The 26,011-nt window shown below is 65.1% G+C and carries 23 protein-coding genes; 16 read left to right on the top strand and 7 right to left on the bottom strand.

Annotated features, from left to right (window positions below; genetic code table 11):
- Positions 1 to 46: 46 nt before the first annotated feature.
- The 3 genes from DGN21_RS09905 (at position 47) to infA (ending at position 2,458) form a co-directional block, all read left to right on the top strand.
- Positions 47 to 1,165 (top strand): GNAT family N-acetyltransferase, encoded by a 1,119-nt coding sequence (locus DGN21_RS09905; RefSeq protein ID WP_126966711.1) that lies wholly within the window; start codon positions 47 to 49, stop codon positions 1,163 to 1,165.
- Between the two features lie 244 nt (positions 1,166 to 1,409).
- A complete protein-coding gene (gene aat, locus DGN21_RS09900; protein WP_126966710.1) occupies positions 1,410 to 2,159 on the top strand; it encodes a leucyl/phenylalanyl-tRNA--protein transferase in 750 nt (249 codons plus the stop codon).
- A gap of 80 nt (positions 2,160 to 2,239) precedes the next feature.
- Positions 2,240 to 2,458 carry a translation initiation factor IF-1 gene (infA, locus tag DGN21_RS09895; RefSeq protein ID WP_002813418.1) on the top strand — a complete coding sequence of 73 codons (219 nt, stop codon included), beginning with the start codon at positions 2,240 to 2,242 and terminating at the stop codon, positions 2,456 to 2,458.
- Between the two features lie 303 nt (positions 2,459 to 2,761).
- Here the strand turns inward: infA and clpA are convergent, their stop codons facing one another.
- Both clpA and clpS read right to left on the bottom strand, forming a co-directional pair.
- The gene (gene clpA / locus DGN21_RS09890) at positions 2,762 to 5,044 is read right to left on the bottom strand and encodes an ATP-dependent Clp protease ATP-binding subunit ClpA (protein WP_039527343.1); all 2,283 of its coding nucleotides are present in this window, start codon (positions 5,042 to 5,044) and stop codon (positions 2,762 to 2,764) included.
- Between the two features lie 142 nt (positions 5,045 to 5,186).
- Positions 5,187 to 5,507: an ATP-dependent Clp protease adapter ClpS gene (gene clpS / locus DGN21_RS09885; protein ID WP_016901748.1), complete on the bottom strand. Its 321-nt coding sequence runs from the start codon at positions 5,505 to 5,507 to the stop codon at positions 5,187 to 5,189.
- Between the two features lie 250 nt (positions 5,508 to 5,757).
- Here clpS and DGN21_RS09880 point away from each other — a divergent pair, with 250 nt between their 5' ends.
- From DGN21_RS09880 to DGN21_RS09860, 5 genes are all read left to right on the top strand, one after another.
- Positions 5,758 to 6,216: an NUDIX hydrolase gene (locus DGN21_RS09880; RefSeq protein ID WP_024940110.1), complete on the top strand. Its 459-nt coding sequence runs from the start codon at positions 5,758 to 5,760 to the stop codon at positions 6,214 to 6,216.
- The gene (gene mnmA, locus DGN21_RS09875; protein WP_215825215.1) at positions 6,213 to 7,349 is read left to right on the top strand and encodes a tRNA 2-thiouridine(34) synthase MnmA; all 1,137 of its coding nucleotides are present in this window, start codon (positions 6,213 to 6,215) and stop codon (positions 7,347 to 7,349) included. The genes DGN21_RS09880 and mnmA overlap by 4 nt, the downstream gene beginning before the upstream one ends.
- Positions 7,349 to 7,963, top strand: a complete 615-nt coding sequence (gene hflD, locus DGN21_RS09870) for a high frequency lysogenization protein HflD (RefSeq protein ID WP_126966709.1) — start codon at positions 7,349 to 7,351, stop codon at positions 7,961 to 7,963. Before mnmA ends, hflD begins: the two co-directional genes overlap by 1 nt.
- A gap of 60 nt (positions 7,964 to 8,023) precedes the next feature.
- Complete coding sequence (locus DGN21_RS09865; protein WP_180968744.1) at positions 8,024 to 9,301, top strand: methyl-accepting chemotaxis protein; 1,278 nt, start codon at positions 8,024 to 8,026, stop codon at positions 9,299 to 9,301.
- Positions 9,302 to 9,385: 84 nt separating this feature from the next.
- Complete coding sequence (locus tag DGN21_RS09860) at positions 9,386 to 9,670, top strand: hypothetical protein (RefSeq protein ID WP_047128680.1); 285 nt, start codon at positions 9,386 to 9,388, stop codon at positions 9,668 to 9,670.
- Positions 9,671 to 10,565: 895 nt separating this feature from the next.
- Here DGN21_RS09860 and DGN21_RS09855 read toward each other — a convergent pair.
- Positions 10,566 to 13,352, bottom strand: coding sequence for an EAL domain-containing protein (locus DGN21_RS09855; RefSeq protein ID WP_179465880.1), 2,787 nt, complete (start codon positions 13,350 to 13,352; stop codon positions 10,566 to 10,568).
- Positions 13,353 to 13,472: 120 nt separating this feature from the next.
- Here DGN21_RS09855 and DGN21_RS09850 point away from each other — a divergent pair, with 120 nt between their 5' ends.
- Both DGN21_RS09850 and DGN21_RS09845 read left to right on the top strand, forming a co-directional pair.
- Positions 13,473 to 15,605, top strand: a complete 2,133-nt coding sequence (locus DGN21_RS09850) for a PAS domain S-box protein (RefSeq protein WP_081008513.1) — start codon at positions 13,473 to 13,475, stop codon at positions 15,603 to 15,605.
- Between the two features lie 3 nt (positions 15,606 to 15,608).
- A complete protein-coding gene (locus tag DGN21_RS09845) occupies positions 15,609 to 17,330 on the top strand; it encodes an EAL domain-containing protein (protein ID WP_215825214.1) in 1,722 nt (573 codons plus the stop codon).
- Between the two features lie 152 nt (positions 17,331 to 17,482).
- Here the strand turns inward: DGN21_RS09845 and DGN21_RS09840 are convergent, their stop codons facing one another.
- The 4 genes from DGN21_RS09840 to flgA form a co-directional block, all read right to left on the bottom strand.
- Entirely contained in the window at positions 17,483 to 18,709 is a 1,227-nt protein-coding gene (locus tag DGN21_RS09840; protein WP_039527359.1) for an ATP-binding protein, read from the bottom strand.
- A gap of 152 nt (positions 18,710 to 18,861) precedes the next feature.
- The gene (locus DGN21_RS09835) at positions 18,862 to 19,194 is read right to left on the bottom strand and encodes a hypothetical protein (RefSeq protein ID WP_024939614.1); all 333 of its coding nucleotides are present in this window, start codon (positions 19,192 to 19,194) and stop codon (positions 18,862 to 18,864) included.
- Between the two features lie 15 nt (positions 19,195 to 19,209).
- Positions 19,210 to 19,521: a flagellar biosynthesis anti-sigma factor FlgM gene (flgM, locus tag DGN21_RS09830; RefSeq protein WP_016901729.1), complete on the bottom strand. Its 312-nt coding sequence runs from the start codon at positions 19,519 to 19,521 to the stop codon at positions 19,210 to 19,212.
- A 66-nt stretch (positions 19,522 to 19,587) separates the two neighbouring features.
- Positions 19,588 to 20,232 carry a flagellar basal body P-ring formation chaperone FlgA gene (flgA, locus tag DGN21_RS09825; RefSeq protein ID WP_126966708.1) on the bottom strand — a complete coding sequence of 215 codons (645 nt, stop codon included), beginning with the start codon at positions 20,230 to 20,232 and terminating at the stop codon, positions 19,588 to 19,590.
- Positions 20,233 to 20,596: 364 nt separating this feature from the next.
- Here flgA and DGN21_RS09820 point away from each other — a divergent pair, with 364 nt between their 5' ends.
- The 6 genes from DGN21_RS09820 (at position 20,597) to flgF (ending at position 25,565) form a co-directional block, all read left to right on the top strand.
- Positions 20,597 to 21,541: a chemotaxis protein CheV gene (locus DGN21_RS09820; protein WP_016901727.1), complete on the top strand. Its 945-nt coding sequence runs from the start codon at positions 20,597 to 20,599 to the stop codon at positions 21,539 to 21,541.
- A gap of 346 nt (positions 21,542 to 21,887) precedes the next feature.
- Positions 21,888 to 22,289, top strand: coding sequence for a flagellar basal body rod protein FlgB (gene flgB, locus DGN21_RS09815; protein ID WP_024939612.1), 402 nt, complete (start codon positions 21,888 to 21,890; stop codon positions 22,287 to 22,289).
- Between the two features lie 3 nt (positions 22,290 to 22,292).
- The gene (gene flgC / locus DGN21_RS09810; protein WP_005914451.1) at positions 22,293 to 22,700 is read left to right on the top strand and encodes a flagellar basal body rod protein FlgC; all 408 of its coding nucleotides are present in this window, start codon (positions 22,293 to 22,295) and stop codon (positions 22,698 to 22,700) included.
- Between the two features lie 37 nt (positions 22,701 to 22,737).
- On the top strand, positions 22,738 to 23,409 hold the full coding sequence (locus tag DGN21_RS09805) for a flagellar hook capping FlgD N-terminal domain-containing protein (RefSeq protein WP_016901725.1): 672 nt from the start codon (positions 22,738 to 22,740) through the stop codon (positions 23,407 to 23,409).
- Positions 23,410 to 23,440: 31 nt separating this feature from the next.
- The gene (flgE, locus tag DGN21_RS09800; RefSeq protein ID WP_016901724.1) at positions 23,441 to 24,664 is read left to right on the top strand and encodes a flagellar hook protein FlgE; all 1,224 of its coding nucleotides are present in this window, start codon (positions 23,441 to 23,443) and stop codon (positions 24,662 to 24,664) included.
- 145 nt (positions 24,665 to 24,809) lie between these two features.
- A complete protein-coding gene (flgF, locus tag DGN21_RS09795; protein ID WP_005921307.1) occupies positions 24,810 to 25,565 on the top strand; it encodes a flagellar basal-body rod protein FlgF in 756 nt (251 codons plus the stop codon).
- Positions 25,566 to 26,011 lie beyond the last annotated feature (446 nt).

The raw sequence follows: 26,011 nt of genomic DNA, 5'->3' as shown, positions 1-26,011 counted from the left end.
GCCGGCCGCGCCGCGCGGGCAGCGCCGAAACCAGCGGACCGTGCGCATGAGCGTCACCGCCCGCTGGTGCCGCCGGCTGGACGAGCTTCCGGCCGAGGCCTGGGATACGCTGCACGACGGCGCGCACCCATTCATTTCTTATGCGTTCCTGGAAGGCCTGGAGCAGGAGGGCTGCCTGCGCCCGGACTGGGGCTGGAACCCGCTGCACCTGACACTATGGGATGGCGACACGCTGGTCGCCGCCGCGCCGGGGTACCTGAAGAACAACTCGCATGGCGAGTTCGTGTTCGACCACGCCTGGGCGCACGCCTATGCGCGCTACGGTCAGGAGTACTTCCCCAAGTGGCTGTGCGGGGTGCCCTACTCGCCGGTGACCGGACCGCGCCTGCTGGGCGCAGCGCGCTGGCGCCCGCAGTTGCTCGCGGCGATGCGTACGCTGGTGGAGCGCAGCGGGCTGTCGTCGGCGCACGTCAACTTCCACCCGGCCGACGAAGACACCGCCTTCGACGCCGACTGGCTGGAGCGCAACGATCTGCAGTACCACTGGCACAACGCTAGTGGCTGGAGCGATTTCGAAAGCTTCCTGGCCGCGATGGACCATAAACGGCGCAAGAACATCCGCCAGGAGCGCGCCAAGGTGCAGCGGGCCGGCGTGCAGTTGCGCGTGGTGCATGGCGATGAAGCCAGCGACGCCGACCTGGAAGCGATGTACGGTTTCTATCTCAAGACCTTCAACGAATACGGCAATTCGCCCGCGCTGACGCCGGAATTCCTGCATCACCTGGCCCGGCACCTGCCGCGCCAACTGGTGATGTTTCTGGCCGAGCTGGACGGGAAACCGATCGCCGGCGCGCTCTGTCTGCGCGGGCGCGACACGCTGTACGGGCGTTACTGGGGCGGTGAAGCCCTTCCGGGGCTGCATTTCGAAACCTGCTACTACCAGGGCATCGAATACTGCCTGCGCGAGGGCTTGGCTCGCTTCGAGCCCGGCGCGCAAGGCGAGCACAAGATCGCGCGCGGCTTTCTGCCGACCCTGGTCCGCAGCCGCCACTGGATCGCCGACCCCGGCTTCCGCGAGCCGCTGGCGCAATGGTGTGCCGACGAGCGCCAGGCGGTGGCCCGGCACGCACGCGAGCTGTCCGAGCACAGCCCGTTTCGCGACTGAGCCGCGCGGCGGCGACGTAGGGCGTAGCCGCCGCTGATCGCCGGCCGGGCGTCTTGCGGACGTCGGAGCAAGGCGGCCAAATCCACCCAGAGAACACTCGTCTGGCGAGTGCGAACCACGCGCCCGGCACCGCGGTGCTCGCGGACGCATGCCGCAAAGTGTGTCGACCACACACGCGGTTCGTCGCGCCGGCGATGGTCGTCGCCCTGGGTGCAGCATGTACGCCACGCTCTACACTGCGCGCATGTCCCGCGCCCTTCCCTACCTGCTGGCGGCCGATCCGGCCGCCCCGTTTCCGCCGGCCGAGTCCGCGTTGCGCGAGCCGGACGGCCTGCTCGCCATCGGTGGCGACCTGTCGCCGCAGCGCCTGCTCAACGCCTATGCCAGTGGCGTGTTCCCGTGGTTCTCGGAAGGCCAGCCGATCCTGTGGTGGAGCCCGGACCCACGCACGGTGTTTCGCACCGATGGCGTGCGCCTGTCCTCGCGCTTCCGTCGCCAGCTGCGCAGCAGCCACTGGATCGTGCGCGCCGATACCGCCTTCGCGCAGGTGATCGATGCCTGCGCGTCGATTCCGCGTGCCGGCCAGAATGGCACCTGGATCACCACGCCGATGCAGCAGGCCTATCTCGAACTGCATCGGCTGGGCCATGCGCATTCGCTGGAAGTATTCGATGGCACACGCCTGGTCGGCGGCATCTACGGCGTGGCGGTCGGCCGGATGTTCTTCGGCGAGAGCATGTTCAGTGTCGACAGCGGCGGCTCCAAGGTGGCGCTGGCGGCGCTGGCCGCGCACCTGCACTCCCGCGGGTGGCCGTTGCTCGACGCACAGGTGGAAAATCCGCACCTGATGCGCCTGGGGGCGCAACGCCTGCCACGTGCAGAGTTCCTGCAGCAGGTGCGGCTGCAGGTCGGCCAGGCGGCGGCACCCGGCAGTTGGTCCGAACGCTACGGCGAGCGGCCTGCCAGCGCACTCGCTGAAGTCCGCTTAACATAAAATTTGCACCGCGGGGAGATGGGGCGTAAAATGCCGTCCCTTACGGCCCTTCCGGGCCAGCCGTGATTGCACAGGATTACATGTCGAAAGACGACTCCATTGAATTCGAAGGCAGCGTCAGCGAGACGCTCCCCAACACCACGTTCCGGGTCAAGCTGGAAAACGGGCATGAGATCATCGCCCACATCTCCGGCCGCATGCGCAAGAACTACATCCGCATCCTGACCGGCGACCGGGTCAAAGTTGAGATGACTCCCTACGACCTGACCAAGGGTCGTATTACCTACCGCATGAAGTAAGCGGTTCTGGTGTGAGACGCGAGGCGGCCAATGGCCGCTTTTTGTCGTTCCCGAGATTTGCGTATCGGGTTGGCAGCGGCGATCCGGCAGTGTCGGCTTGCGTCTGTCTTCGCTTGCACCTTGCCTCCGGCGCTTACGCCTCGATCGCTACCCTGCCCAAGCTCCGGAAGCGCGCTGTCGTTGCTCCTCGCGAGCCGCGACCGCCGCCCGGCTTCTGCGCGCCCCTCACTCGGGCCACAAGTTCTGAGGGCATAAAAAAACCGCTCTTTCGAGCGGTTCTTTCGTTTCAGGACCGCAAGGCGATCAGTCGACCGTTGCCGGCAGCAGACGCTCTGGTTCCGGGTGCGCTTCCACCACCAGTTCGCCATCCTTGACGTCGATACTGACCCGACCGCCTTCCACCAGCTTGCCGAACAACAGTTCGTCGGCCAGCGGACGCTTGATCTTCTCCTGGATCACACGCGACATCGGGCGCGCGCCCATCAATGGATCGAAGCCGTGCTGGGCCAGCCAGTCGCGCGCAGTCGGGGTGGCCGACAGCGAGACGTGCTTTTCCTGCAGCAGCATTTCCAGCTCGATGATGAACTTGTCCACCACCCGCAGGATGTGATCGAAGCCCAGCGGCTGGAACTGCACGATCGCATCCAGGCGGTTGCGGAACTCGGGCGTGAAGCCGCGGCGAATCGACTCCATCGCATCGGTGGAGTGATCCTGCTTGGTGAAGCCGATCGACCGCCGCGACGCCTGGGTGGCGCCGGCATTGGTCGTCATCACCAGGATCACGTTCTTGAAGTTCGCCTCGCGCCCGTTGGTGTCGGTCAGAATGCCGCGATCCATGACCTGCAACAGGATGTTGAAGATGTCCGGATGCGCCTTCTCCACCTCATCCAGCAGCAGCACGCAGTGCGGCGTCTTGACGATTTTCTCGGTCAACAGACCGCCTTGATCGAAGCCCACATAACCCGGAGGCGCACCGATCAGGCGGCTGATCGAATGCGCTTCCATGTACTCGGACATGTCGAAGCGCACCAGTTCGATCCCCAGCTGCAGCGCGAGCTGCTTGGTGACCTCGGTCTTGCCGACACCGGTGGGGCCGGCGAACAGGAAGTTGCCGATCGGCTTTTCCGGATTGGCCAGGCCCGAGCGCGCCAGCTTGATCGAACCGGCCAGCGTCTCGATTGCCGGGTTCTGCCCGAAGATCACCATCTTCAGGTTGCGCTCCAGATGCTGCAGCACGTCCTTGTCGGTCGCGCTGACCTGCTTGGCCGGAATCCGCGCCATTTTGGCGACGATGGTCTCGATCTCCTCGATATCGATCAGTTCCTTGCGCTTGCCTTCCGGCAGCAGACGCTGACGCGCACCGGCCTCGTCGATCACATCGATCGCCTTGTCCGGCAGCAGGCGGTCACCGATGTGCTTGACCGACAGGTCTACGGCCGCCTGCAGCGCGTCATCGGCATAGGTCACACCGTGATGCGCCTCGTACTTGGGCTTGAGGCCCTGCAGGATTTCGAAGGTCTCGCCCACGGTCGGCTCGACGATGTCGATCTTCTGGAAGCGACGCGCCAGTGCACGGTCCTTTTCGAAGATGCCGCGGTATTCCTGGAACGTGGTCGAGCCGATGCAGCGCAGCTCGCCCGACGACAGCGCCGGCTTGATCAGATTGGACGCATCCATGGTGCCACCCGACGCCGATCCGGCACCGATGATGGTATGGATCTCGTCGATGAACAGCACCGCGTTGGGCACCTTCTTCAGCGCCGCCAGCACGCCCTTGAGGCGCTTTTCGAAGTCGCCGCGGTACTTGGTGCCGGCCACCAGCGCGCCCAGGTCCAGCGAGAAGATCACCGCATCGGCCAGTACCTCCGGCACGTCGTTGTCAACGATGCGCTTGGCCAGACCTTCGGCGATCGCGGTCTTGCCCACGCCGGCCTCGCCCACGTAGAGCGGGTTGTTCTTGCGGCGGCGGCAAAGCACCTGGATGGTGCGCTCGATTTCGTCGCCACGGCCGACCAACGGGTCGATCTTGCCGTTGCGGGCCTGCTCGTTGAGATTGGTGGCGAACTCGGCCAGCGCATCGCCCTTGGCCTCGCCCTCCCCGCCCTCGCTCTTGGGCTCGCCATCGGAGGCGGACGGCTGCTCACCGTCCTCACCCAGCTTGGCGATGCCGTGGGAGAGGTAATTGACGATATCCAGACGGGTGATGTCCTGCTGGTTCAGGAAGTACACCGCGTGCGAATCCTTCTCGCCGAAGATCGCGACCAGCACGTTGGCGCCGGTGACTTCCTTCTTGCCCGAGGATTGCACGTGATAGACCGCACGCTGCAGCACGCGCTGGAAGCCCAGGGTGGGCTGGGTGTCGCGGCCATCGTCTTCGGCCAGGCGCGAGACCGAGGCCTCGATCGCCTGCTCCAGATCGTTGTGCAAACGCACCTGGTCGGCGCCGCAAGCCTTGAGGACGGCCTGGGCGGACGGGTTGTCCAGCAGCGAGAGCAGCAGGTGCTCGACGGTCATGAACTCATGACGCGCCTCGCGTGCTCGCTTGTAGCACTGGCCGATGGTTTGCTCTAGGTCTTTGCTGAACATTGGTAACTCCGAACGGCTGTTGCCAACAATATGCGGCTTTTGTTGGGATTTACCACAACCCTATCGGATAGGCATGTTCAGACGGCGTTAGCATGTGATTGCAGCCACAGTGTTGCGCTGCTGGAATGATCGGATTGACGCCTCAGGTCTGTTCCATCGTGCACAGCAGCGGGTGCTGGTTCATGCGCGAAAATTCATTGACCTGCGCCACCTTGGACTCGGCGACTTCGCGGCTGTAGACCCCGCAGACGCCGCGTCCACGGGTATGGACATGCAGCATGACCTGGGTGGCCCGCTCCAGATCGAGGTTGAAAAACTGCTGCAGCACCGTCACCACGAAGTCCATCGGGGTGTAGTCGTCGTTCAGCAAAAGCACCTGGTAGCGCGGCGGTGGCGCCACTTCAGGCTTGCTGGCTTCGACGGTGAGGCCGTGATCGTGTTCGTGTGAGGTCTTACGAGGCATCCGGGCATTATACGGTTCATCGCCGCACGCATTGGACGATTTACGCCGCGCCCCGCACAATTTGTCTCCGATTCCATGGCTGGCCCTTGATGACCGATTCCCTGACCGCGCGGTTGCTGGCGCCGTCGTTCACTGCCGACTTGTCCAGCTCCGTGCACCTTGCCGGGTCGCAGCGCCGCTTGACCTGGCTTCAAACCGTACGGTTCGCCGCTAGCGCGAGCGCCGCCCCGATCACGCAGGACCCGCAGCGATGAGCGCTTCCGACCAACGCTGGCATCCGGATGTCACCGTAGCCACCGTGGTGGTGCGCGACGGGCGCTTCCTGCAGGTGGAAGAGACCATCGGCGGCAAGCTGTTGTTGAACCAGCCTGCCGGGCATCTGGAACCGGATGAGAGCCTGCTCGATGCGGCGGTGCGCGAGACGCTGGAAGAGACCGGCTGGGATGTCCGCCTGACCCATTTCATCGGCACCTATCAGTGGGTCGCCCCGACTGGCCAGTGCTTCCTGCGGTTTGCGTTTGTGGCCGAGGCCGTGACCCACCATCCCGAGCGCAGCCTGGATACCGGCGTGGTGCGCGCGTTGTGGATGACGCCGGACGAATTGCGCAGCGCGAGCGAGCGCCTGCGCAGCCCGCTGGTGTGGGAGGTGGTGGCCGACTATCTGGCCGGCCAGCGCCATCCCTTGGCCTTGGTGCGGCACGTCGCATGAGTACGCCGCGGATCGTTGTCGGTGTCTCCGGCGGTGTGGATTCGTCGGTGGCGGCCTGGCGGCTGGCCCAGCAGGGCGAGTCGATCGCCGGGCTGTTCATGCAGAACTGGGCCGACGATGGCAGCGGCGATTGCCGCGCCGAGGACGACCGCCGCGATGCGGTGGCGGTGTGCGGGGTGCTGGGCATCCCGTTCCACTTCCGCGATTTTTCCGGTGAATACTGGAGCGGCGTGTTCGAGCACTTCCTGGCCGAATACGCGGCCGGGCGCACGCCGAACCCGGACGTGCTGTGCAACCGCGAGGTCAAGTTCAAGCATTTTCTGGAGGCGGCCCAGGCGCTGGGCGCCGAGCGCATCGCCACCGGCCACTATGCGCGGGTGGCGCACAGCGGCGGGCGCTGGCGCCTGCTGCGCGGCGCCGACCGCAGCAAGGACCAGAGCTATTTCCTGCATCAGCTGGGCCAGACCCAGCTGGCCGCGACGCTGTTTCCGATCGGCGATATGGAAAAAAGCACGCTGCGCCGGGTCGCCCAGGACGCCGGTCTGCCGCCCCATGCCAAGAAGGATTCCACCGGCATCTGCTTCATCGGCGAGCGCGATTTCCGCGAGTTTCTGGGCCGTTACCTGCCCGCACGCAGCGGCGAGATCCGCGACCCGCAGGGGCAGCGCATCGCCGAGCATCCGGGGGTGTTCTATTTCACCCTCGGTCAGCGCGAAGGCCTGAACATCGGTGGCGTGCGTGGGCGTGCCGCCGCGCCGTGGTACGTGGTCGGCAAGGATGTGGCGAGCAACGTGCTGTATGTGGACCAGGACCGCGACAGCCCGCTGCTGCAATCGCGCTGGCTGCAGTCCGAGCAGGCCCATTGGGTTACCGGGGCACCGCCCGCGCGCAGCTTCGGCTGCACCGCACAGACACGTTACCGGCAGCCCGACGAGCCGTGCACGGTGGAGGTGCAGGACGATGGCAGCGTGCAGGTGCGTTTCGAGCGGCCGCAGCGGGCGGTGACGCCCGGGCAGTCGCTGGTGTTGTACGACGGCGAGGAATGCCTGGGTGGCGCAGTCATTGCCGCCACCGATGCGCCGCTGGAACGCCAACTGGCGGGATCTTCTTTTTCACCTGAGGTAGTGGCTTGATGAGTTCTTCCATGGATCACCGCGTGCTGGCGCTTGCCGGCGTCGCCCAGGCCCTGCAACAGGTGCGGCGGATCGCCGAAACCGGGCATTCGGAGGCTGCGACGGTGCGTACCGCCATGGACAGCGTGTTCCGGGTGGATGCGTCCTCGCCGGAGGCCGTGTACGGCTCGGTCGCGGATGTGGCGCAGGGCCTGCGGGTGCTGCACAACTATTTCCACAACCAGGGCCAGGACGAGGTCCTACCGCGACTGGCGCTGGCAGTGCTGCAGCTGGAGCGCCGCTTCGTGCGCGACACCGCCACCGTCGCCACGGTCTCCAATGGCATCGAGGCAGCGGCGCGGCAGGCACACAGCCTGGGCGACAGCGGCCACCCGGATGTGCTGAGTTCGCTTGGCGGGCTGTATGCGCAGACCATCAGCCACCTGCGCCCCAAGGTCATGGTGCAGGGCAATCCGCATTACCTGGGCCAGGCCGGCGTGGTTGCGGAAATCCGCGCGCTGCTGCTGGCCGCGGTCCGCTCGGCCGTGTTGTGGCGGCAGATGGGTGGCAGCCTGTGGGATTTCCTGTTTGCCAAGCGCGCAATGATCGAGGCGGTGGACCGCGCGCTGCGCTAAACCACTGACGATCCCGGTGTGCTACACGCGCTGGCGGTCGCTGGCGCGTGTCAACGAAGATTGAACGGGCGAGACGATGTGGCGATCGTCGCTAAAGACAAAGGGGGTACGGCCGATACAGCAACCGTGACTCTGCCGAGAACGCCCATGTATTCACGTCCACTTATCCGTCTGGCCGCCCCTTTGGCCCTGACCTTGCTGTTTCCCTTCGCTGTCGGATTCGACTGGCCCGCTTCGGTGCGCTGGGCGATCCTGGCGACCATGACGCTCAGCTGGCTCGGTTTCGCTGCCTGGGTGACCTACTCCCAGTTCCGGCGTCATCCGGACCAGACCCGCATCCTGCGCGAGCAGGACCAACTGCTCAACGAACTGCGTACGTTCGTCAGCAACGAAGTCGACGGTTCGCGTTCGGAAGTCGAGCGTGCCCGCGAACTGATCCGCCAGGCCGTGTCCGGTCTTGGTGGCAGCTTCGAAGCGATGAATCGCAAGTCGCGCCAGCAAAGCCAGGCATTGGCCCGTATCGTCGACCGTGCCGGTGACGACGGCAGCGCCGGTGTCGACGTCGCCCGCTTCGCCCAGCACGCCAGCTCCCGCATGGAGCAACTGGTGGAAGCGCTGGAACAGGTGAGTGGCCAAAGCACCAACACCGTGCACCACATCGATGAGATGGCCCAGCACCTGGATGGCATCTTCGCGCTGCTGGAAGACGTCAAGTCGATCGCCGACCAGACCAACCTGCTGGCCTTGAATGCCGCCATCGAAGCAGCCCGTGCCGGTGAAGCCGGTCGCGGCTTCGCGGTGGTCGCCGACGAGGTGCGCAACCTGTCCGAGCGTTCCACCACCTTCAACGAACAGATCCGCAAGCTGGCACACAGCTCCAAGGAATCGATCGCCAAGGTGCGTGAAACGGTCTCGCAGCTGGCCTCGCGCCACATGGATCGCTCCCGCGAAGCCCGCCACGAATCGGCGGCGATGCTGGAGAACGTCGCGCAGATCAACGCCTCGCTGGGCGACGGCATGCGCGAAATTTCCGAATGCGCGCGCTCCATCGACGGTAGCGTGGCCGAAGCGGTGCGTGCCCTGCAGTTCGAGGACATCGCCACGCAGACGCTGAGCGGTATCCACACCCACCTCGATCGCCTCACCGCGATCAACCGCGAAGCGGTGGCGCTGCAGGAACTGCTGCATCGCAATGGCGGCGTGTACGACAGCGATCTGGTCGCCGCGCTGGCCAAGGTGTCCAACCGCCTGCGCGACATGCGTGTGGAATGGGAGCGCCCGCCGCACAAGCCGGTGGCGCAGCAAGGCATGGGCGCCGGTACGGTCGAGCTGTTCTAAGACCGATGCCACGCACTGTCTGATTTCCGACATTCCCCGGCCTTCCGGGGATTTGTCGTTCCGCAACAACCTGGTATTCCGCTGATGACGCTCCTTGCCCCGCCCACCGATGCACCCACGGCCGTGCTGGAATCAGCCGCGCTGGCGGCTGCACACGCCCAGCGCATCGCACAAAGCGACGCTGCCCGGCCCGCGCTGCGCAGCGTGCGCATGCCGGCCGCGCTGGAACGGCTGGAGCGTGCCGCCCGTGCGGAAGTGCAGGCAATGCAGCACCCGCGCCGTAGCTGCAGCGAAGAAGAACTGCTGTTCGCGACCGTGGCCTGGGACCTGGGGCTGGATGGCGCCGCTGTGGACGTATCCGGACGCTGACGTTTCTGTGCGACAGCGGGGCGTGCCTCGGCAGGCGCCCCGCTGGCTGTATCCACTGCCCGACCTGTGGCGTTTGTGCATCAGGCCGTGCCACCCGGCGTGGCGCCGAACAGGCAATGCCGTGCGATTGCAGCAACAGGGTGACGTCTCCCCTGCCCGTCTGCTCGACGACTTATACGACACCAAGTCGGATGTAGAGCGCCTAGCTCAGTAGCTTGGCAGCAGGGCCCTTGCCTGCCCACCGTTGCGGGACACGCCGTGAATCCGTCCCTCGATGCTCTTACTGCGGCATCCATGCCGCTCAAGGTCCCGCGATGATGAGCGGGCTGCACCGGCACGACGTAGCTTCCGCTCTGAATTGCGACGTGTACCCTTTCGGTAGTCAGGCGTGTGATGGATCAGGTGTGGATCGCCTGGCTTTGCAGGTTGGTTGCAGGGCCCTTGCCCGCCCACCATCGCAGGACACGCCGCAAGTACATCCATGTAGGCTCTTACGCGGCATCCATGCCGCGTAAGGTCCGGCGACGGTAGGCGGGCAAGGACCTGTCGAGATAGTCGGTGTGTGTGGTTGCAAGCAGAGCATGAGGTGCATTGTTCGGATCACCTTGCGTCCGAAAATCCTCCTCACGCAAGCCGAATAACAGGCAGGCTTTCGACAGGCAGGCTATGGACTTCTCAAAGTCTCAAGGCCTTGCAATATGTGTGTTTTTGTCTGGCCACCGACCAACTCTCTGGCGCGGTGCCCCTGCCGGTTGCTGGAACCCGAGGAGCCTCCAGGGATGGATTCACGGCGTGTCCCGCAAGTGGCGAGGGCATCGCGCCCTCGACTCGCTGAGCTTTCGAGCGGCGCATTTCAATAGGCGGCGGGCGACGCCTGGCGCTGCGACAGCTTGCGTCAGTTGGCAAGGACCAGACGTGCGCCGAGGCGCATGCCGGCTTCGGCTTCGCGCAGCCACTGCGCCATGTCGCGCGGCGACAGCGGCCGCGAATAGAAGTAGCCCTGGATTTCGTCGCAGCCCTGCTGGCGCAGCAATGCGTCTTCCTGCACCGTTTCCACGCCTTCGGCGACCACCTGCATGCCCAGCGCGTGGCCCAGATGCACGATGGCCTGGGTCACTTCGGCGGTGTTGGCGTCGTCGAGCATGCCTTGCACGAAGCTGCGGTCGATCTTCAGGCGCTGCACCGGGAAGCGGTTGAGGTAATGCAGGTTGGAGAAACCGGTACCGAAGTCGTCCACCGCCAACAGCACACCATTCTGTTCGAACAGCTCGAAGCAGCGGCGCAGCGAGTCGGAATCGCGGATCAAGGCCGATTCGGTCAATTCCAGTTCCAGACGCGATGGCGACCAGCCGTTGTCGCGGCAGATTTCCAGTACGCGCTCGGCAAAGCCGCGCTCGCGCAACTGCACCGCAGAGACGTTGACCGCGATGCGGCTGAAGTTGAGCCCGGCCCGGTCCCAGACCACGGCCTGACGGCAGGCCTCGCCGATCACCCATTCGCCCAGGCGCACGATCTCGCCACACTCCTCGGCAATCGGAATGAACTCGACCGGGCTGCACTGGCCATGGCCGGGGCGATTCCAGCGCATCAGCGCTTCGATCGCCGGCGAGGATTCGCCCACCGTATTGACCAGCGGCTGATAGACCAGGGTGAACTCTTCGCGTTCCAGCGCACCTTGCAGCGCGTGTTCCAGCTCCAGGCGGCGCTGGGCACGCATCAGCACGTCCTGGCTGTAGTAATGGAAGGTGTTGCGGCCCGATTCCTTGGCTGCATACATCGCCGCATCGGCGGCGCGCAGCAGGCTGTCGAAATCCGACAGGCCTTCACCTTGCAGCGCGATACCGATGCTGGCACCGAGCTTGAGGGTGACGTGATCCTTGCGCAGCGGTTCGCCCAGCGCGCTGATCAGCTTACGCGCAACATGGCCGGCGTCTTCCGGTTCGGAGAGATCACGCAGCAGCACGATGAATTCGTCGTCGCTGAAACGACCGAACAGGTCGCTGTTGCGCAGATGCTGGTGCAGGCGTGCGGAGGCCAGCTTGAGCAGATTGTCGCCGGTGGCGTGACCGAACGAATCGTTGATGCTTTTGAAGCCATCCAGATCTATCAGCAGCATCGCCAGTACCTGGCCGCGCTCGTGCGCTTCGCGGATCGCGTTCTCTGCCTGCTCGCGCAGCAGGAAGCGGTTCGGCAGACCGGTCAGGCGATCGTAGTGGGCCAGCAACTCGATGCGCTCGTTGGCTTCGCGTTCGCGGGTGACGTCGCGGAACAAGGCGACGAAGCGCGGCGGCAGGCCTTCACGACGGTCCAGCTCGATCAGCACCTGTACCCAGATCCGCTGGCCGGAATTGCGGTAGAAGCACAGCTCCAGCTGTTCGGGCAGGCCGCCGTCGGAGATACGCAGCAGCGCCGCCTCGAAGGCGTCGCGCGAATCCTGCGTGTACAGCGACAGCGCCTGCTCCAGGGTGATGTTTTCCTTGCGCAGGCCATGGATGCGGTAGCACTCCTCGGTCCACTGCATGCGCCGGGTGTCGACCTCGATCTCGCAGCCGCCAATCTTGCCCAGCGCAGACACGCGGTTGAGCAGCTCGGTGCGCCAGCGAATCAATGCATCGGTCTGGCGCTGCTCGGTGACGTTCTGCAGCTGGCCGAGCAGACGCACCATGCCGCCATTGCCGTCGAACACCGGCTGTGCCCAGACCCGCAGGTGATGCGGATTGACGCCGGCAAGCCCGTTGATCTCCAGCTCGAAATGCACCGGCAGGCCTTCGTGCTTGATCTTGCGCCAGGCACTGCGCAGATGCGCGACCGACGGCCGGCCCAGCAGGCGCAGGATGTCGCGAATACCCTGCAGGCGCTGCTGGGTCATGCCGAGCTGTTGCAGGAAATCCGGCGACACCCACAGCGTGTCCTTGAGCGTGTCCCAGCTCCAGCTGCCCATGCTGGCGATGCGCTGGGCCTCTTCGAGCTGGGCCTGCTGCTCGCGCAGCTGCTGCTCGAGCAACTTGTGGTGGTGCACATCGGTATGCGTGCCGACCATGCGCAGCGGGCGGCCGTCGGCGGTCCGCGACACCACGCGGCCGCGATCCAGGATCCAGCGCCACTGGCCGTCGTGCTGACGCAGACGGAATTCGGCGGTATAGGTATCGGTACGGCCGTCCAGGTGCGCCTGCACGGCCGCACTGACCAGCGCGTGGTCGTCGGGATGGATCAGCCCGGACAACGCGGTGAGATTGTTCGGCAGCGGCTGCTCGGAATAACCCAGCATGCGGGTCCAGCGCTCGGAGCGGTAGACCACATCGGCTGGAATGTCCCAGTCCCACAGACCGTGATCGGCGCTGTCCAGGCCGATTTCCCAGCGGCTGGTACCGTCGGCACCCATCGGCTCGGGAATGCTCAGGGTGAAGGCCATGACCTGGCCGTGTTCGTCGCTGACCGCGCGCAGCCAGCCCTCCAGACGCCCGCCACCGGTACCCGGCAGCACGCAGGCGGTCATGCCGCCGCTGTTGGCCACCTGGGCCCGACTGCTTTCCAGGACTTCGGCATAGGCGCCAAGGGTGGCCGGCAATCCCAACGATTGCGCAACGCGGTTGGCCGCCAGAGGCTGACCATGCGCATCCAACAACACCACCGCCGAGGTCAGCGGGTGCTGCAGCATGCTTGCAATGACGCCTGAGTCCACTCTGGAACACTCCGAAGAATCGACCCCGGCCTTCGGAGTCGCAATGGATAACGGCCGTTTCCCCGATTAGTTGAGGCGTGTGTTTCGGGCTCGACCGAACCGGGACGAGTTGCGGCTAAGATGGTTGCATCGCCAGCACCAAAGGTCGTCCGCGGACCCATGCCTCATCCTGTCGCCGCGCCCGCGTTTTCGTCCGCTCCCGTGTCCCGTCTTCGCCTCGCCGAGCGCCTGCAACAAGGTCTGTGGACCCTGACCGGGCTGTATTTGCTGGTCGGGGTGATCTGGCTGCTGCTGGGCAACCGGCTGCTGCACCTGGCCGGCGCTGCCATGCCGGAACGCTGGTCGGACGCCAGCTTCCTGCTGGTGTCGAGCGTGGTGATCCACTTGGTGCTGCGCCGTTTCGTGGCGTTGATCGTGGAAGAGCACGCGCAACTGGCGCAATCGGAGGCGGTGCTGCAGGCCAAGTTCCTGGCCCTGCCCAGCCCGGCGCTGATCTACGACCTGGCCACGCTGCGCATCCTGGATGCCAACCCGGCAGCGCTGGAATTCTTCGGCTGGGAGCGCGACGAATTCCTGCAGCAGACGCTGCAGGCGATCTGGCCCAACGCCGACGGCGCGCGCCTGGAGGAAATCATCGCCCAGATCCGCGCCAAGGGCGACGCCACCTGCACCCTGCACGAGGATCTGCTGACCCGCAGCGGCCCGCGCCATGTCGAGATCCGCAGCAACCAGCTGCATCTGGCCAGCGGCCCTGCCCGCCTGGTGGTCACCGTGGACCGCAGCGAGGAACGCCAGGCGCAGCATCTGCGTGACGAGGCGCTGCAACGGCTGGAAGAGGCGCAGAGCATCGCGCGGCTTGGCTCATGGCAGTTGGATCGCGCGACCGGACTGGGGCGCTACTCGCCGGCGGTGTACCGCCTGCTCGGCCGCAGCGTGCCGATGCATCGGCGCGAGCATCGGCTGGAAGAACTGTTGACCGCCTCGGACACCGCCACCCAGGCGCGGATCGAACGCATGATCGAGGACATGTGCACCGGTGGCGACGTGCAGATCGATGTGCTGCTGCCGCTGACCGGCGGCGATTCGCAGCCGCGCACCGTGCATCTGCGCGCCGAAAGCGTCACCAACCCGAACGGCGCCCGGCATATCCATGGCACGCTGCAGGACGTCAGCGAGCGCGAGCAGTCGCGCCGCTTGCTGCGCGAGCGCGAGGAGCAGTTCCGCGAGCTGGTCAGGGTGCTGCCCGATGGCGTGCTGATCCTGGCCGACGAGCACGTGATGTATGCCAATGCCGCCGGTTCTGTGCAGTTCGGTTTCCAGGGCGAAACCATCCTGGGCGAGCCGCTGCAGACGCTGGTCGGCGACAGCGACCTGCCGGTGGTGCGCGAGTACCTGCGCGCGGGCAGCGATCGCAACGAGCCGGTGTCCAGCGCACGGGCGATGCGCCGTCGCGATGGCAGCACGTTCTATGCCGGCCTGTCGGCCGGCGATATCCGCTATGGCGGACGCAGCTGCAAATTGCTGGTGGTACGCGACCTGAGCGAACCCGAGCGCATGCGCGATGCGCTGGCTGAGAGCAATGCCGAGTTGCAGGCAATGGCCAAGCGCCTGTTCTCGCTGCAGGAGGACGAACGCCGCGCGATCTCGCGCGATCTGCACGACGACATCGGCCAGGCGATCACGGCAATGAAGCTGTCCGCGCATGCGGCGCTGGACGAGCCGGATCCTGACGCGCGCCGCGAAGACCTGCTGGAAGTGGTGTCGCTGGCCGACAGCACCGTGACCAAGCTGCGTAACCTGTCGATGCTGTTGCGTCCGCCGCAGCTGGATGCGTTGGGCCTGGAAGCGGCGCTGCGCTGGCAGGCCTCGATGCTGTTTCGCGCATCGCCGGTGCGGCTGGAGCTGGATATCCAGGCACTGGACGTGCGCCCGGGCAACGAGATCGAGCAGGCGTGCTTCCGGATTGCGCAGGAAAGCCTGACCAACGCGCTGCGCCACGCCTGCGCCGGCGAAGTGCACATGCGGCTGTACTCGATCGACAGCGAGAGCTTCCGCCTGGAAGTCAGCGACGACGGCGATGGCTTCGAGCCGGAAGGCCCGCGTGGGCTCGGGCTGATCGTGATGCGTGAGCGTGCGCAAACCGTCGGCGGTGCGCTCGCGATAGAATCAGCACCCGGAGCAGGCACGCGCGTGACGTTGCGCCTGCCCTATCACCCGGTCGGCGAGTCCGTCCACGACGATGGTGGACGTTAAGTCATGTGGAGCCCCGTAATCCCGCCCGGACTGGAAATCGTCAAACCCACCCGCCTGGGCGCGGGCAACCCCGAACTGCTGCATCTGGTGGACGCTGCCGCATCCGGCGGCCCGCCGTTGATGGTGTTCCACATCGATATCGATCACTTCGCCTCGATCAACGAGAACATGAGTGCCGAAGTCGGTGATCAGGCGCTGACGCTGGTGGCGCGCCGGCTGCAGGATTTTCTCGGCACGCGCGGCAAGTTGTGGCGTCATGGCAGCGATGAAATGGTGGTGGTGGCGGTGCGTCGCGAAGACACCGCGCTGCCGGAGGATTTTGCCGAAGAGATCCGCCAGCAGCTGGAACTGCCGCTGTCGGTGCTGCCGTACACCTTGTTCATGACCGGCAAGGTCGGCATCAGCCTGTGCCCGGAACACTCGACCTCGCTGTCGATCCTGCTCGACTACGCCGAAGAAGCCAGCTACCAGGCCGCACGCGAAGGCGGCAATACGGTGCGGCTGTACACGCGCAACTCGACCACCAATGCGCATAGCGAAAGCATCATTGCGCGGCAGATCGTCGATGCGATCCCGCATGGCGAACTGCGGCTGCGCTACCAGCCGCTGGTGAGCGCACGCGACGGCCGCATCGTCGGCATGGAAGCGCTGCTGCGCTGGCAGTCGCCCACGCTGGGCATGCTGGTGCCGGAGCGTTTCATGCGCACCGCCGAGCGTCTGGGGGTGATCGTGCAGATCGGCGAATGGGTGCTGCAGAACGCGGTACGCCAGGCGCGGCTGTGGCGCGACCAGGGCTTCGACGATTTCAGCATCGCGGTCAACGTGTCCACGCTGCAGCTGTTGCGCCCGGGTTTCTTCAACGAAGTGATGGCGATGCTGCAGACCGCCGGCGTGCCGGCGCAGTTCGTCACGCTGGAGATCAACGAAAGCGCGTTGACCAACAACGTCAACTTCGTCCACGAGACAATGGCCAACCTGCGCAACGAAGGCATCAGCCTGAGCCTGGACAACTTCGGTACCGGCGATTCCAGCCTGAGCGCGCTGGTGCGCTATCCGGTGGACCGGCTGAAGATCGATCGCAGCTTCATCAAGAGCGCGCCGGCCGGCAGCCGCGAGGCGGCAATTGCCCGCGCGATCATCGCGATGGGCCACCAGCTCGGCATGACAGTGATCGCCAACGGCGTGGAATCGCAGGCGCAACTGGGCTTTTTGCGGCGCAACGATTGCGACATCTTCCAGGGCTATCTGTTCGGCGAACCGATGTCGGCCGAGTCGGCCGGCATGGCGCTACGCCGCCGCTACCTGCGCCCGGAATCGTTCGCCGAAAGCCGCCCCGACCGCACGCTGCTGCTGCTGGACGACGAAGAAAACGTGCTGCGCTCGCTGGTGCGCCTGTTCCGTCGCGATGGCTACCGCATCCTGGCCGCCGGCAACGTGCGCGACGCCTTCGACCTGCTCGCCACCAACGACGTGCAGGTGATCCTGTCGGACCAGCGCATGAGCGACATGAGCGGCACCGAGTTCCTGGGCCGGGTCAAGATGCTCTACCCCGACACCGTGCGCCTGGTGCTGTCCGGCTACACCGACCTGGCCACGGTCACCGAAGCGATCAACCGCGGCGCGATCTACCGCTTCCTGACCAAGCCCTGGAACGACGACGAGCTGCGCGAGCACATTCGTCAGGCATTTCGCACGCATGATGAGCTGCGTAACGGCCGGGAGTAGGGATTCGGGATTGGGGATTGGTAAAAGCAAAAGCCAACAGCGATATTCCTGAGCCGCAATCGGAGATTCGCTGAGCAAGGCAGACGGCAAGAGCGCGGCAAAACCGTTCTTGCCAATCCCTAATCCCGACTCCCCAATCCCAGCGCGAAGCGCTACCGCGGCTGCCGCACCGGTAGCACGATCCGGAAACTGGCGCCCTGCCCCGGGACGCTTTCGACGTCGATGCGGCCGTGGTGCTTGTTGATGATGCCGTAGGAGATCGACAGGCCCAGGCCGGTGCCGCTGCCGACCGGCTTGGTGGTGAAGAACGGGTCGAAGATGCGTTGCAGCAGGTCCGGGGCGATGCCCGCGCCGCTGTCCTGGAACTGGATCCAGACATTCTCGGTCTCGTCACGGCCGGTGGTGACGGTGATCGTGCCGCGCTCGACGATCGCCTGGCCGGCGTTGAGCAGCATGTTCATATAGACCTGGTTGAGCTCGGACGGCAGGCATTCCACCAACGGCAGCTCGGCGTAATTGCGCTCCAGCGTGACCTTGTACTTGAGCTCGTTCCAGATGATGTTGATCGTGGATTCGAGACCGGCATGCAGGTCGACCATCTTCCACGACTCGGACCGGTCCGAATACGAGAAGTCCTTGAGGTCGCGCACGATACGGGTGACCCGTTCGATGCCCTCGCGCGATTCGGCCATCAACTGCGGCAGGTCGCGGCTGATGAAGTCGATGTCGGCGCGGTTGCGGATCTCGTCGATCTCCGGAATCAGCGCCTTCGGATCCGGCGCCTGCAGTGCGCGCTCATAGGCTTCGATCAGCGTGAACAGGCTGCGCAGGTATTCCTGCAGGCTGCCGAGATTGGAGTGCACGTAACCGATCGGATTGTTGATTTCGTGCGCCACGCCGGCAGCCAGCTGGCCGATGGAGGCCATCTTTTCCGACTGCAGCAGCTTGTCCTGCGCGCCGTTCAAACGCAGATAGGCCTGGCGCAGTTCGGCATGGCGCTGCTGCAGCTCGCGCTCGTAGTCCTGCTGGCCTTCGATGTTGTGGAACAGCGCCAGGAAGTGCCCGACGCCCTGCTCCTCGTTGTAGTACAGATGCGCGATGACCACGCGATCGGCCACCGGCAGGCTGCCGGTCCAGCTGCCCTTGCTGCGCGCCTGATTCAGCGCATCCGACGGCAGCACCTGCGAGATCCGTTCGCCGAGATTGCGGTCGTCGGCAGGATCTTCCTTGCACAGGCTCTGGCGGGCGATGGCGTTGGCCAGGATCAGCTGTCCGTCGGCGCGGAACAGCAGCACGCCCTCGAGCATCTGGTCGCCGAAGGCGCGCAGCATGGTCGAGGACGGTAACAGGGTTTGATTGAGAAAAAACTTGGCAGTCACGGGACAGGGCAGCGTAGAGGACACTTCAATATACGCCGAACCGCCCAGGCCTCGTATTGCGCGGGGCCACGCTCTTGCACGCCGGGCAGCTCAAAGCTGCGCCGCAAACACCTGGTCCAGCCTGCGCGTGCGCTCGGGCACGCTGCGGTGCTTCAGGCCACTGCCAGCGAACGACCGCCGCGCAGCACGCTCGATTGGCCCTTGGCGTCGTAGGAGGGCGCACTCTCGGTGCGGCCCAGATGACGCAGTGCCCAGTTCACTTCGCGGCGCCGGCGTGCCAGCAGCGCGCCATTGGCGCGATTGGCTTCGGCCAGTTCGCGCAGCCGCTCTTCCTCGCCCTGGGGCATTGCCGCTTCCAGCGCGCGCAGTGCCGACAGCTTGTCCTGCGTATGGCGCATCAACCCATCGATGTCGTTCTCGAGTAATGCCTGGCGTTCGCCGGCCAGCGCATCGCTGAGACGTTGCAGGAACTCGTTCACGTTCATCCTTTGGGTCGGGGATTAGCCCGCCAGTTGCTGATTCAGATCCATCATGCGGCTGGCGATGGCATCCGGGTTGATGGAGTAGCTGCCGTTCTGCAACGCATCCTTCACTGCCTGGACGCGACCGGTGTCGATCGCCGAGGACTGCGACAGCGTGCGCTGCAGGTTCTGCAGGTTGGTCGCCTCACCGGTCAGCTTGACGCTGTCGGTCGGCGGCAATGCGGCGATCGGGGACGCGCGATCTTCACCGGCCGAGGCGATCTTGCTGCTCGTGGCCGCGGTACGAAGGGTTGCAGCGGTCGGTAGATTGCCTTCGATTTTCTGGCTCATGTCGGGAACTCCTCTACAGGTCGTAGGGGATAACGGCATGCCAAAAAAAAACTTTATAGCGATTTTCTATCTGGACACCACAACGGTCCCGCTCGCTTCGACGATCCCCTGCACCACCCGGCGCGAAGAGGAATTTTCCACCGAAACCCGCTCGTTCTCGCCGGCATCGGACAGCGCGCGACCGCTCATGCGCACCTCCAGCCCGCCATTGCGCGCCACCAGCGGCACGGTATCGCCGCGCCGGACCAGCCGCTGGGTGACCAGATCGTTGGCCGACAGCAGCGAGCCCGCCGGCAGGATGCGCCGGGCAGTCTTGCCTACCGCCGCCACCGGATCGGCCAGCACCGCACCGACGATGCGCGCGGCATCGCGCTTCTCGATACTGATATCGGCCAGCGAAATGACTTCTCCAGCACTGATGCCCCGGCGCAGCACCAGCACATCCTGGTTGCGGCGCACCTTCAGCGGCACGAACAGGCGCCAGCCGGCCGGCTGCGGGCAGGCCACTTCCACCGTATTGGTGCCGGTCGGCTGCGCCTGCAGCGCGATCGGGCAGGCCGGCATGCGCAAGCCCGGATCGAGCGTGGCCTCGGCCTCGGCATCCGAGCCAACGGTGGCCAGCGCCGCAGCGCGGATGGAATCGACAGACTGATAGCTCTGGGCCCAGGCCGGAGCGGCAGCCAACAAGATGACAAGCAGGAGCAGGCGCATGGGACCAGATCCGGAGGGAGACGGAACAGACAGTGCAAGAGGCGTGCCTGTTTTTTGCCGGGATTGGGGAGTTGGGATTGGGGATTTGTAAAAGCGGCTTGGCGGGTGATTCATTTGGCCGGTGCCAAGGCCCTTTGAGCCAGCGCGTCTATCCGACCAACTGTCTCCGAAGTCTTCAGGGCTGCAGAAGCAGCAACGGCCTGACCAACGCGCTCATTCACGCCTTTGAGCCAATCCCCAATCCCAAATCACCAGATCCCGGCGCTTGAGCCAATCCCGAATCCCGAATCCCGACTCCCGACAGCGCCCCACACCAAACTTAAAACCACTCAAGTTTTCCGAGGGCGCTGTCGATATCTGCCCCATGACCCACGATCTGCTCAACCGCATCGACCAGCGCACGCGTCTGGCTGGCCACAACCGACTGGCCCTGCTGCTGTTCCGGCTGGGCGGGCGCCAGCTTTTTGGCGTCAACGTGTTCAAGGTGCAGGAGGTGCTGCGCCGCCCGGAGCTGTTCCAGGTGCCCGGCCTGCCGACCGAGTTCGCCGGCGTGGCCGACGTGCGCGGGCGCTCGGTGCCGGTGCTGGACCTGGGCCTGGCGATCGGCCACCCGGAGCGCGATGCGCACTCGGAAAACGGCCCCGGCTATCTGGTGGTGGCCGAATTCAACCGCTCGGTCCAGGGCTTTCTGGTCAGTGGCGTGGAGCGCATCGTCAATATTGCGGTGGAAGATATCCACCCGCCACCGGAACTGGGCGCCGAAGCCACTTATTTGACGGCGGTGACGCGCTTCCAGGGCGAGTTGATCCAGGTCATCGACGTGGAAAGCGTGCTCGCCGACATCGCCAAGGTCAGCAAGGACGTGCAGCTGGATCCCTCGCTGCAGCTGGTCGCCTACGACCGGCAGTTCCAGGTATTGGTGGTGGACGACTCGCGCGTGGCGCGCCAGCAGATCCGCAGCGTGCTCGACCAGCTCGGCGTCTCGGCGACCTTGTTGTCCGACGGCCGCCAGGCGCTGGACCACCTCTTGCAGGTGGCTGCATCAGGCGAGAATCCGGCCGACCGCTATGCGATGGTCATCTCCGACATCGAAATGCCGGCCATGGACGGCTACACGCTGACGACGGAAATCCGGCGCACGCCGGGCCTGCAAGGCCTGTACGTGCTGTTGCACACCTCGCTGTCGGGCGTGTTCAACAATGCCATGGTCGAGCAGGTGGGCGCCAATGCCTTCGTGGCCAAGTACAGCGCCCACGAATTGGCCGACTACGTGCTGGCGCGCCTGAAAGTGGTCGCCGAAGCGGCCTGAGCTTGCCAGGCGGCTGCCGGGTCGGAGCCGATGGCAGCGACAAGGCGCTGCGCCGGGCTTCCAAGAGCCCGGCAGCATTGAAGTCGGGGCGGTGTGCATCAACCCGCTTTAAAGTGACATCCGCTGACGCCGGACGTGGCCGGACCGCGCCTCGGTTAGTGCCGAACCTTCCGGCCTGGCGCCTAAGTGAACCAGCTCCGCGACGGACGCAGGTTCACCGCTTCTCCCGGACGGCCAAGCCGCCGTTCGTCGGCAGCTCCGATTGTTCTCCGCGTTCCGCGGCCCGCACCACCTCGATTGGCACAAACATTGCTTTCTCCCTGGTAACACTTCGCGGGAGAGCACCGTGTCCAATTCCATCTCGTCCTTTCTAGGCATCCACGGCGATGCTCTGCCGCTACGGGAGCAGCGCATGAAGCTCATTGCCAGCAATCTGAGCAATGTGGATACCCCTGGCTACAAGGCAAAGGATCTGAATTTCGAGGCGGCGCTCAAATCGGCCGAAGGCGTGCGCGACGGCACCCTGCTGCAGACCACCGACGCCAAGCATTACGAGATCGGCAGCAGTGCCGGACTCAACCCCTTCCAGATCACCCGCGAATCCGACCAGCCCAGCCTGGACGGCAATACCGTCGATCCTGATGCCGAACGTGCTGCCTACGGCCGCGCCGCGCTGGAATACCGCGCCTCGCTGAGCTTCCTCGAATCCAAGGTGCGCTCGATGCTCACCGCGATCACCGGCCAATAAGTCATGAGCAATCTTCCCATCTTCGATGTGGCCGGCTCGGCGCTGCACGCGCAGTCGGTCCGCCTGAGCACCATCGCCTCCAACCTGGCCAATGCCGACTCCGTCGCTGGCTCGGCCGAAGCGACCTACAAGCCGATCGAGCCGATCTTCCAGGCCCAGCAAAGTCGCCAGGACCCTAGCCTGACCTCGGTGAACGTCAAGGAGATCACCACCACCAACGCGCCGCCGATCCGTCGCTACGAACCCGGCCATCCGCTGGCCGATGCCGATGGCTACGTGTTCTCGCCGGACGTGGACCCGGTCTCGCAGATGGTCAACATGATCTCGGCCTCGCGTAACTACCAGGCCGGCGTGGAAATGCTCAACACCGCCAAGGAACTGGCACTCGCCACCCTGACCATGGGTCGCTGACCCTCCTAGCTGACCCTTCCCTTACGGACCCTTTCACATGAGCACGATCGGTAGTGACCTCTACACCAGCCTCGGGCTGACCTCCAGCAGCGCCACAGCGACCAAGAAGAAGGAGGAATCGCTCGGGCAGGCCGACTTCCTCAAGTTGATGACCGAGCAGCTGCAGCACCAGGACCCGCTCAAGCCGATGGAAAACAGCGCGTTTCTGGGCCAGCTGGCGCAGTTCTCCACCGTGCAGGGCATCGGCGACCTCAATACCAAGGTCAGCAGCTTCTCGGCGGCGCAGAGCAGCGATCAGGTGCTGAAGGGCGCCTCGCTGGTCGGGCACAACGTGCTGGTGCCCTCCGCACAGCTCGCCATCGATGCCACCAATTCGGCCAAGGGCGTGGTCGCCGCGACCTCGGCCGGCACCGTCAATTTCGAAATCACCGATGCCAACGGCGCCTTCGTCAAACAGCTCAGCGTACCGGCCAGCGCCGCCGGTGAAGTGTCGTTTGCCTGGGACGGCACCGATGCCAACGGCAACCGCATGGCCGCCGGCAAGTACGGCGTGACCGCCACCCAGACCGACACCGCCGGTTCCAAAAGCAAGTTGTCCACCTATGTCGACGCGCCGGTGGACAGCGTCACGATCGGCTCGGACGGCCTGTATCTCAACCTGACCGGGCTAGGCACTTCCCCGCTCGCCAACGTGCTCCGCGTCAGCTGAGCCGGCAACCGACACTTAAAGGACCTCATCCATGGCTTTCAATACCTCGTTGTCCGGCATCAACGCAGCCAATGCCGATCTGAACGTCACCTCCAACAACATCGCCAACGTCAACACGACCGGTTTCAAGGAATCGCGTGCCGAGTTTGCCGACATGTTCCAGAGCACCAGCTACGGCCTGTCGCGCAACGCGGTGGGTTCGGGCGTGCGCGTCAGCAATGTGGCGCAGCAGTTCTCGCAGGGCAATATCGATCCGACCGGGCGCAGCCTGGACCTGGCCGTCTCCGGCGAAGGCTTCTTCACCGTGACCTCCAACGGCGCCAAGATGTACACCCGCGCCGGCAACTTCCAGACCGATGCCAATGGCTACGTGATCAATCCGCAAGGCGCGCGCCTGCAGGTCTTCGCCCCCAACCCGAGCGGTAACGGCTTCGACGTCGGCCGCCTGTCGGACCTGCAGCTGCTGACCACCGACAGTCCGCCCAAGTCGACCTCCACGGTCAACCTGGCCTTCACCCTGCCCGGCAATGCCACCGCCCCGTCGGTGACCCCGTTCAGCCCGGCCGACGACAAGACCTACAGCCACTCCACCGGCGGCATCAACGTCTACGATTCGCTGGGCGTCAGCCATGTGCAGACCTCCTACTTCGTCAAGACCGCCAACCCGAACGAGTGGCAGGTGCACAACTACGTGGACGGTGCCGCGGTCGGCGCGCCCACCACGCTGCAGTTCTCCGATACCGGCGCGTTGACCACCCCGGCCAACGGTATCATCACGATGGACCCGTTCACCCCGAGCACCGGCGCCGGCGTGCTGAACATGCAGCTCAACGTCAGCGGCTCGACCCAGTACGGCGAAGCCTTCGCGCTGCGTGACACCCGCCAGGACGGTTATGCCAGCGGCAAGCTCAACGAGATCAGCATCGATACCAGCGGCGTGGTGTTCGCGCGCTACTCCAACGGCGCCGACAAGCCGCTGGGCCAGGTCGCGCTGAGTACCTTCGTCAACCCGCAGGGCCTGCAGTCGCAGGGCAACAACATGTGGGCCGAGAGCTACACCTCCGGTGCCGCCCGCACCGGCGCGCCGGACACCTCGGACCTGGGCCAGATCGAATCCGGCTCGCTGGAATCCTCCACGGTGGACCTGACCGAGCAGCTGGTGAACATGATCGTGGCCCAGCGCAACTTCCAGGCCAACTCGCAGATGATCTCGACCCAGGATCAGGTCACGCAGACGATCATCAATATTCGTTAACGGCTGGGATGAGTGATTGGGGATTAGGGATTGGCAAGAGCCGGTACTCCGTCAAGCGGATACCGGCCCTGCCCCCCTCTTCTGCCAGGTCGCAATAGCCCGCGTTTACGAATCCCGAATCCCGACTCCCCAATCCCGGTGCCTCATGGACAAAGCTCTCTACGTTGCGATGACCGGCGCCCGCGCCTCCCTGCAGGCGCAGGGCACCGTGTCGCACAATCTCGCCAACGTCGATACGGTGGGGTTCAAGGCTGCGTTGGCCAATACCGAGGCGTTCAAGATCCAGGGCAAGGGCTATCCGTCGCGGATCGATGCGCTGCATGTGGACCAGGGTTTCGACCGCAGCCAGGGCCACCAGAAGGTCACCGGCAACCCGCTGGACGTGTCGCTGCAGCAGGACCGCTGGCTGGCGGTGCAGTCGCCCGACGGCAGCGAGGCCTACACCCGCAACGGCGAGCTGGCGCTTACTGCCAACGGCCAGCTGGTCACCGCCAATGGGCATGCGGTGCTGGATGAGGGCGGCAATCCGATGACGATCCCGCCGCACCAGGCGATGGAGATCGGCAGTGACGGCAGCATCTCGATCATTCCGCAGGGCGAAGGCCCGCAGACCATGGCCATCGTCGGCAAGATGAAGGTGGTCGATGCCCCCGCCGACCGTTTGACGCGGCGCCCGGACGGGCTGATGCGTAACACCAGCACCGACCCGGCGCAGGCGTTTGCGGTGGCCACCGGAAAGACCATCAACAGCGGCATGCTGGAGGGCAGCAACGTGGACGCCGCCGGCGCGCTGGTGGAGATGATCCAGCTGCAGCGGCAGTTCGAAATGCAGGTCAAGATCATCAAGAATGGCGACGACAACGCGCAGTCGGCCAATTCGCTGCTGCGGGTCAGCGGCTAAGCGCCACTGGCGCCCATTGACGCACCGCTGGTTGGCTTGCCGCGCTGCCGAGCACCTGGATGGCGGCCACCCCGTTTGCTGCAGAGCGGCTGGTTTGTGACTTGGCTGGAGGGCCCTTGCCCGCCCACCCTCGCGGGACACGCCGCAAGTACGTCCGTGTAGGCTCTTACGCGGCATCCATGCCGCGTAAGGTCCCGCGACGGTGGGCGGGCAAGGGCCTGTCGAGATGGTCGGCGTGCAGGATTGCGAGCAGAGCATGCGGTACGTTGCTCGGATCGCATCGCTTCCGATCAACTTCTCGATTCAACCCCAGCAACAAGCAGCTTTTTACACGACTACCGATTCACTCTCTGGTGCGGTGGCCTCGCCGATTGCGGGACCGTGTGGCGGCATGGATGCCGCCACCGAGCCCCCAGGGATGGGTTCACGGCGTGTCCCGCGAGCGG

This window comes from Xanthomonas sp. MLO165, assembly GCF_018831305.1.
GTDB lineage: Bacteria > Pseudomonadota > Gammaproteobacteria > Xanthomonadales > Xanthomonadaceae > Xanthomonas > Xanthomonas arboricola.
Note: the sequence above shows the minus strand (reverse complement) of the source record. Positions and strands in the feature narration are given on the sequence as shown.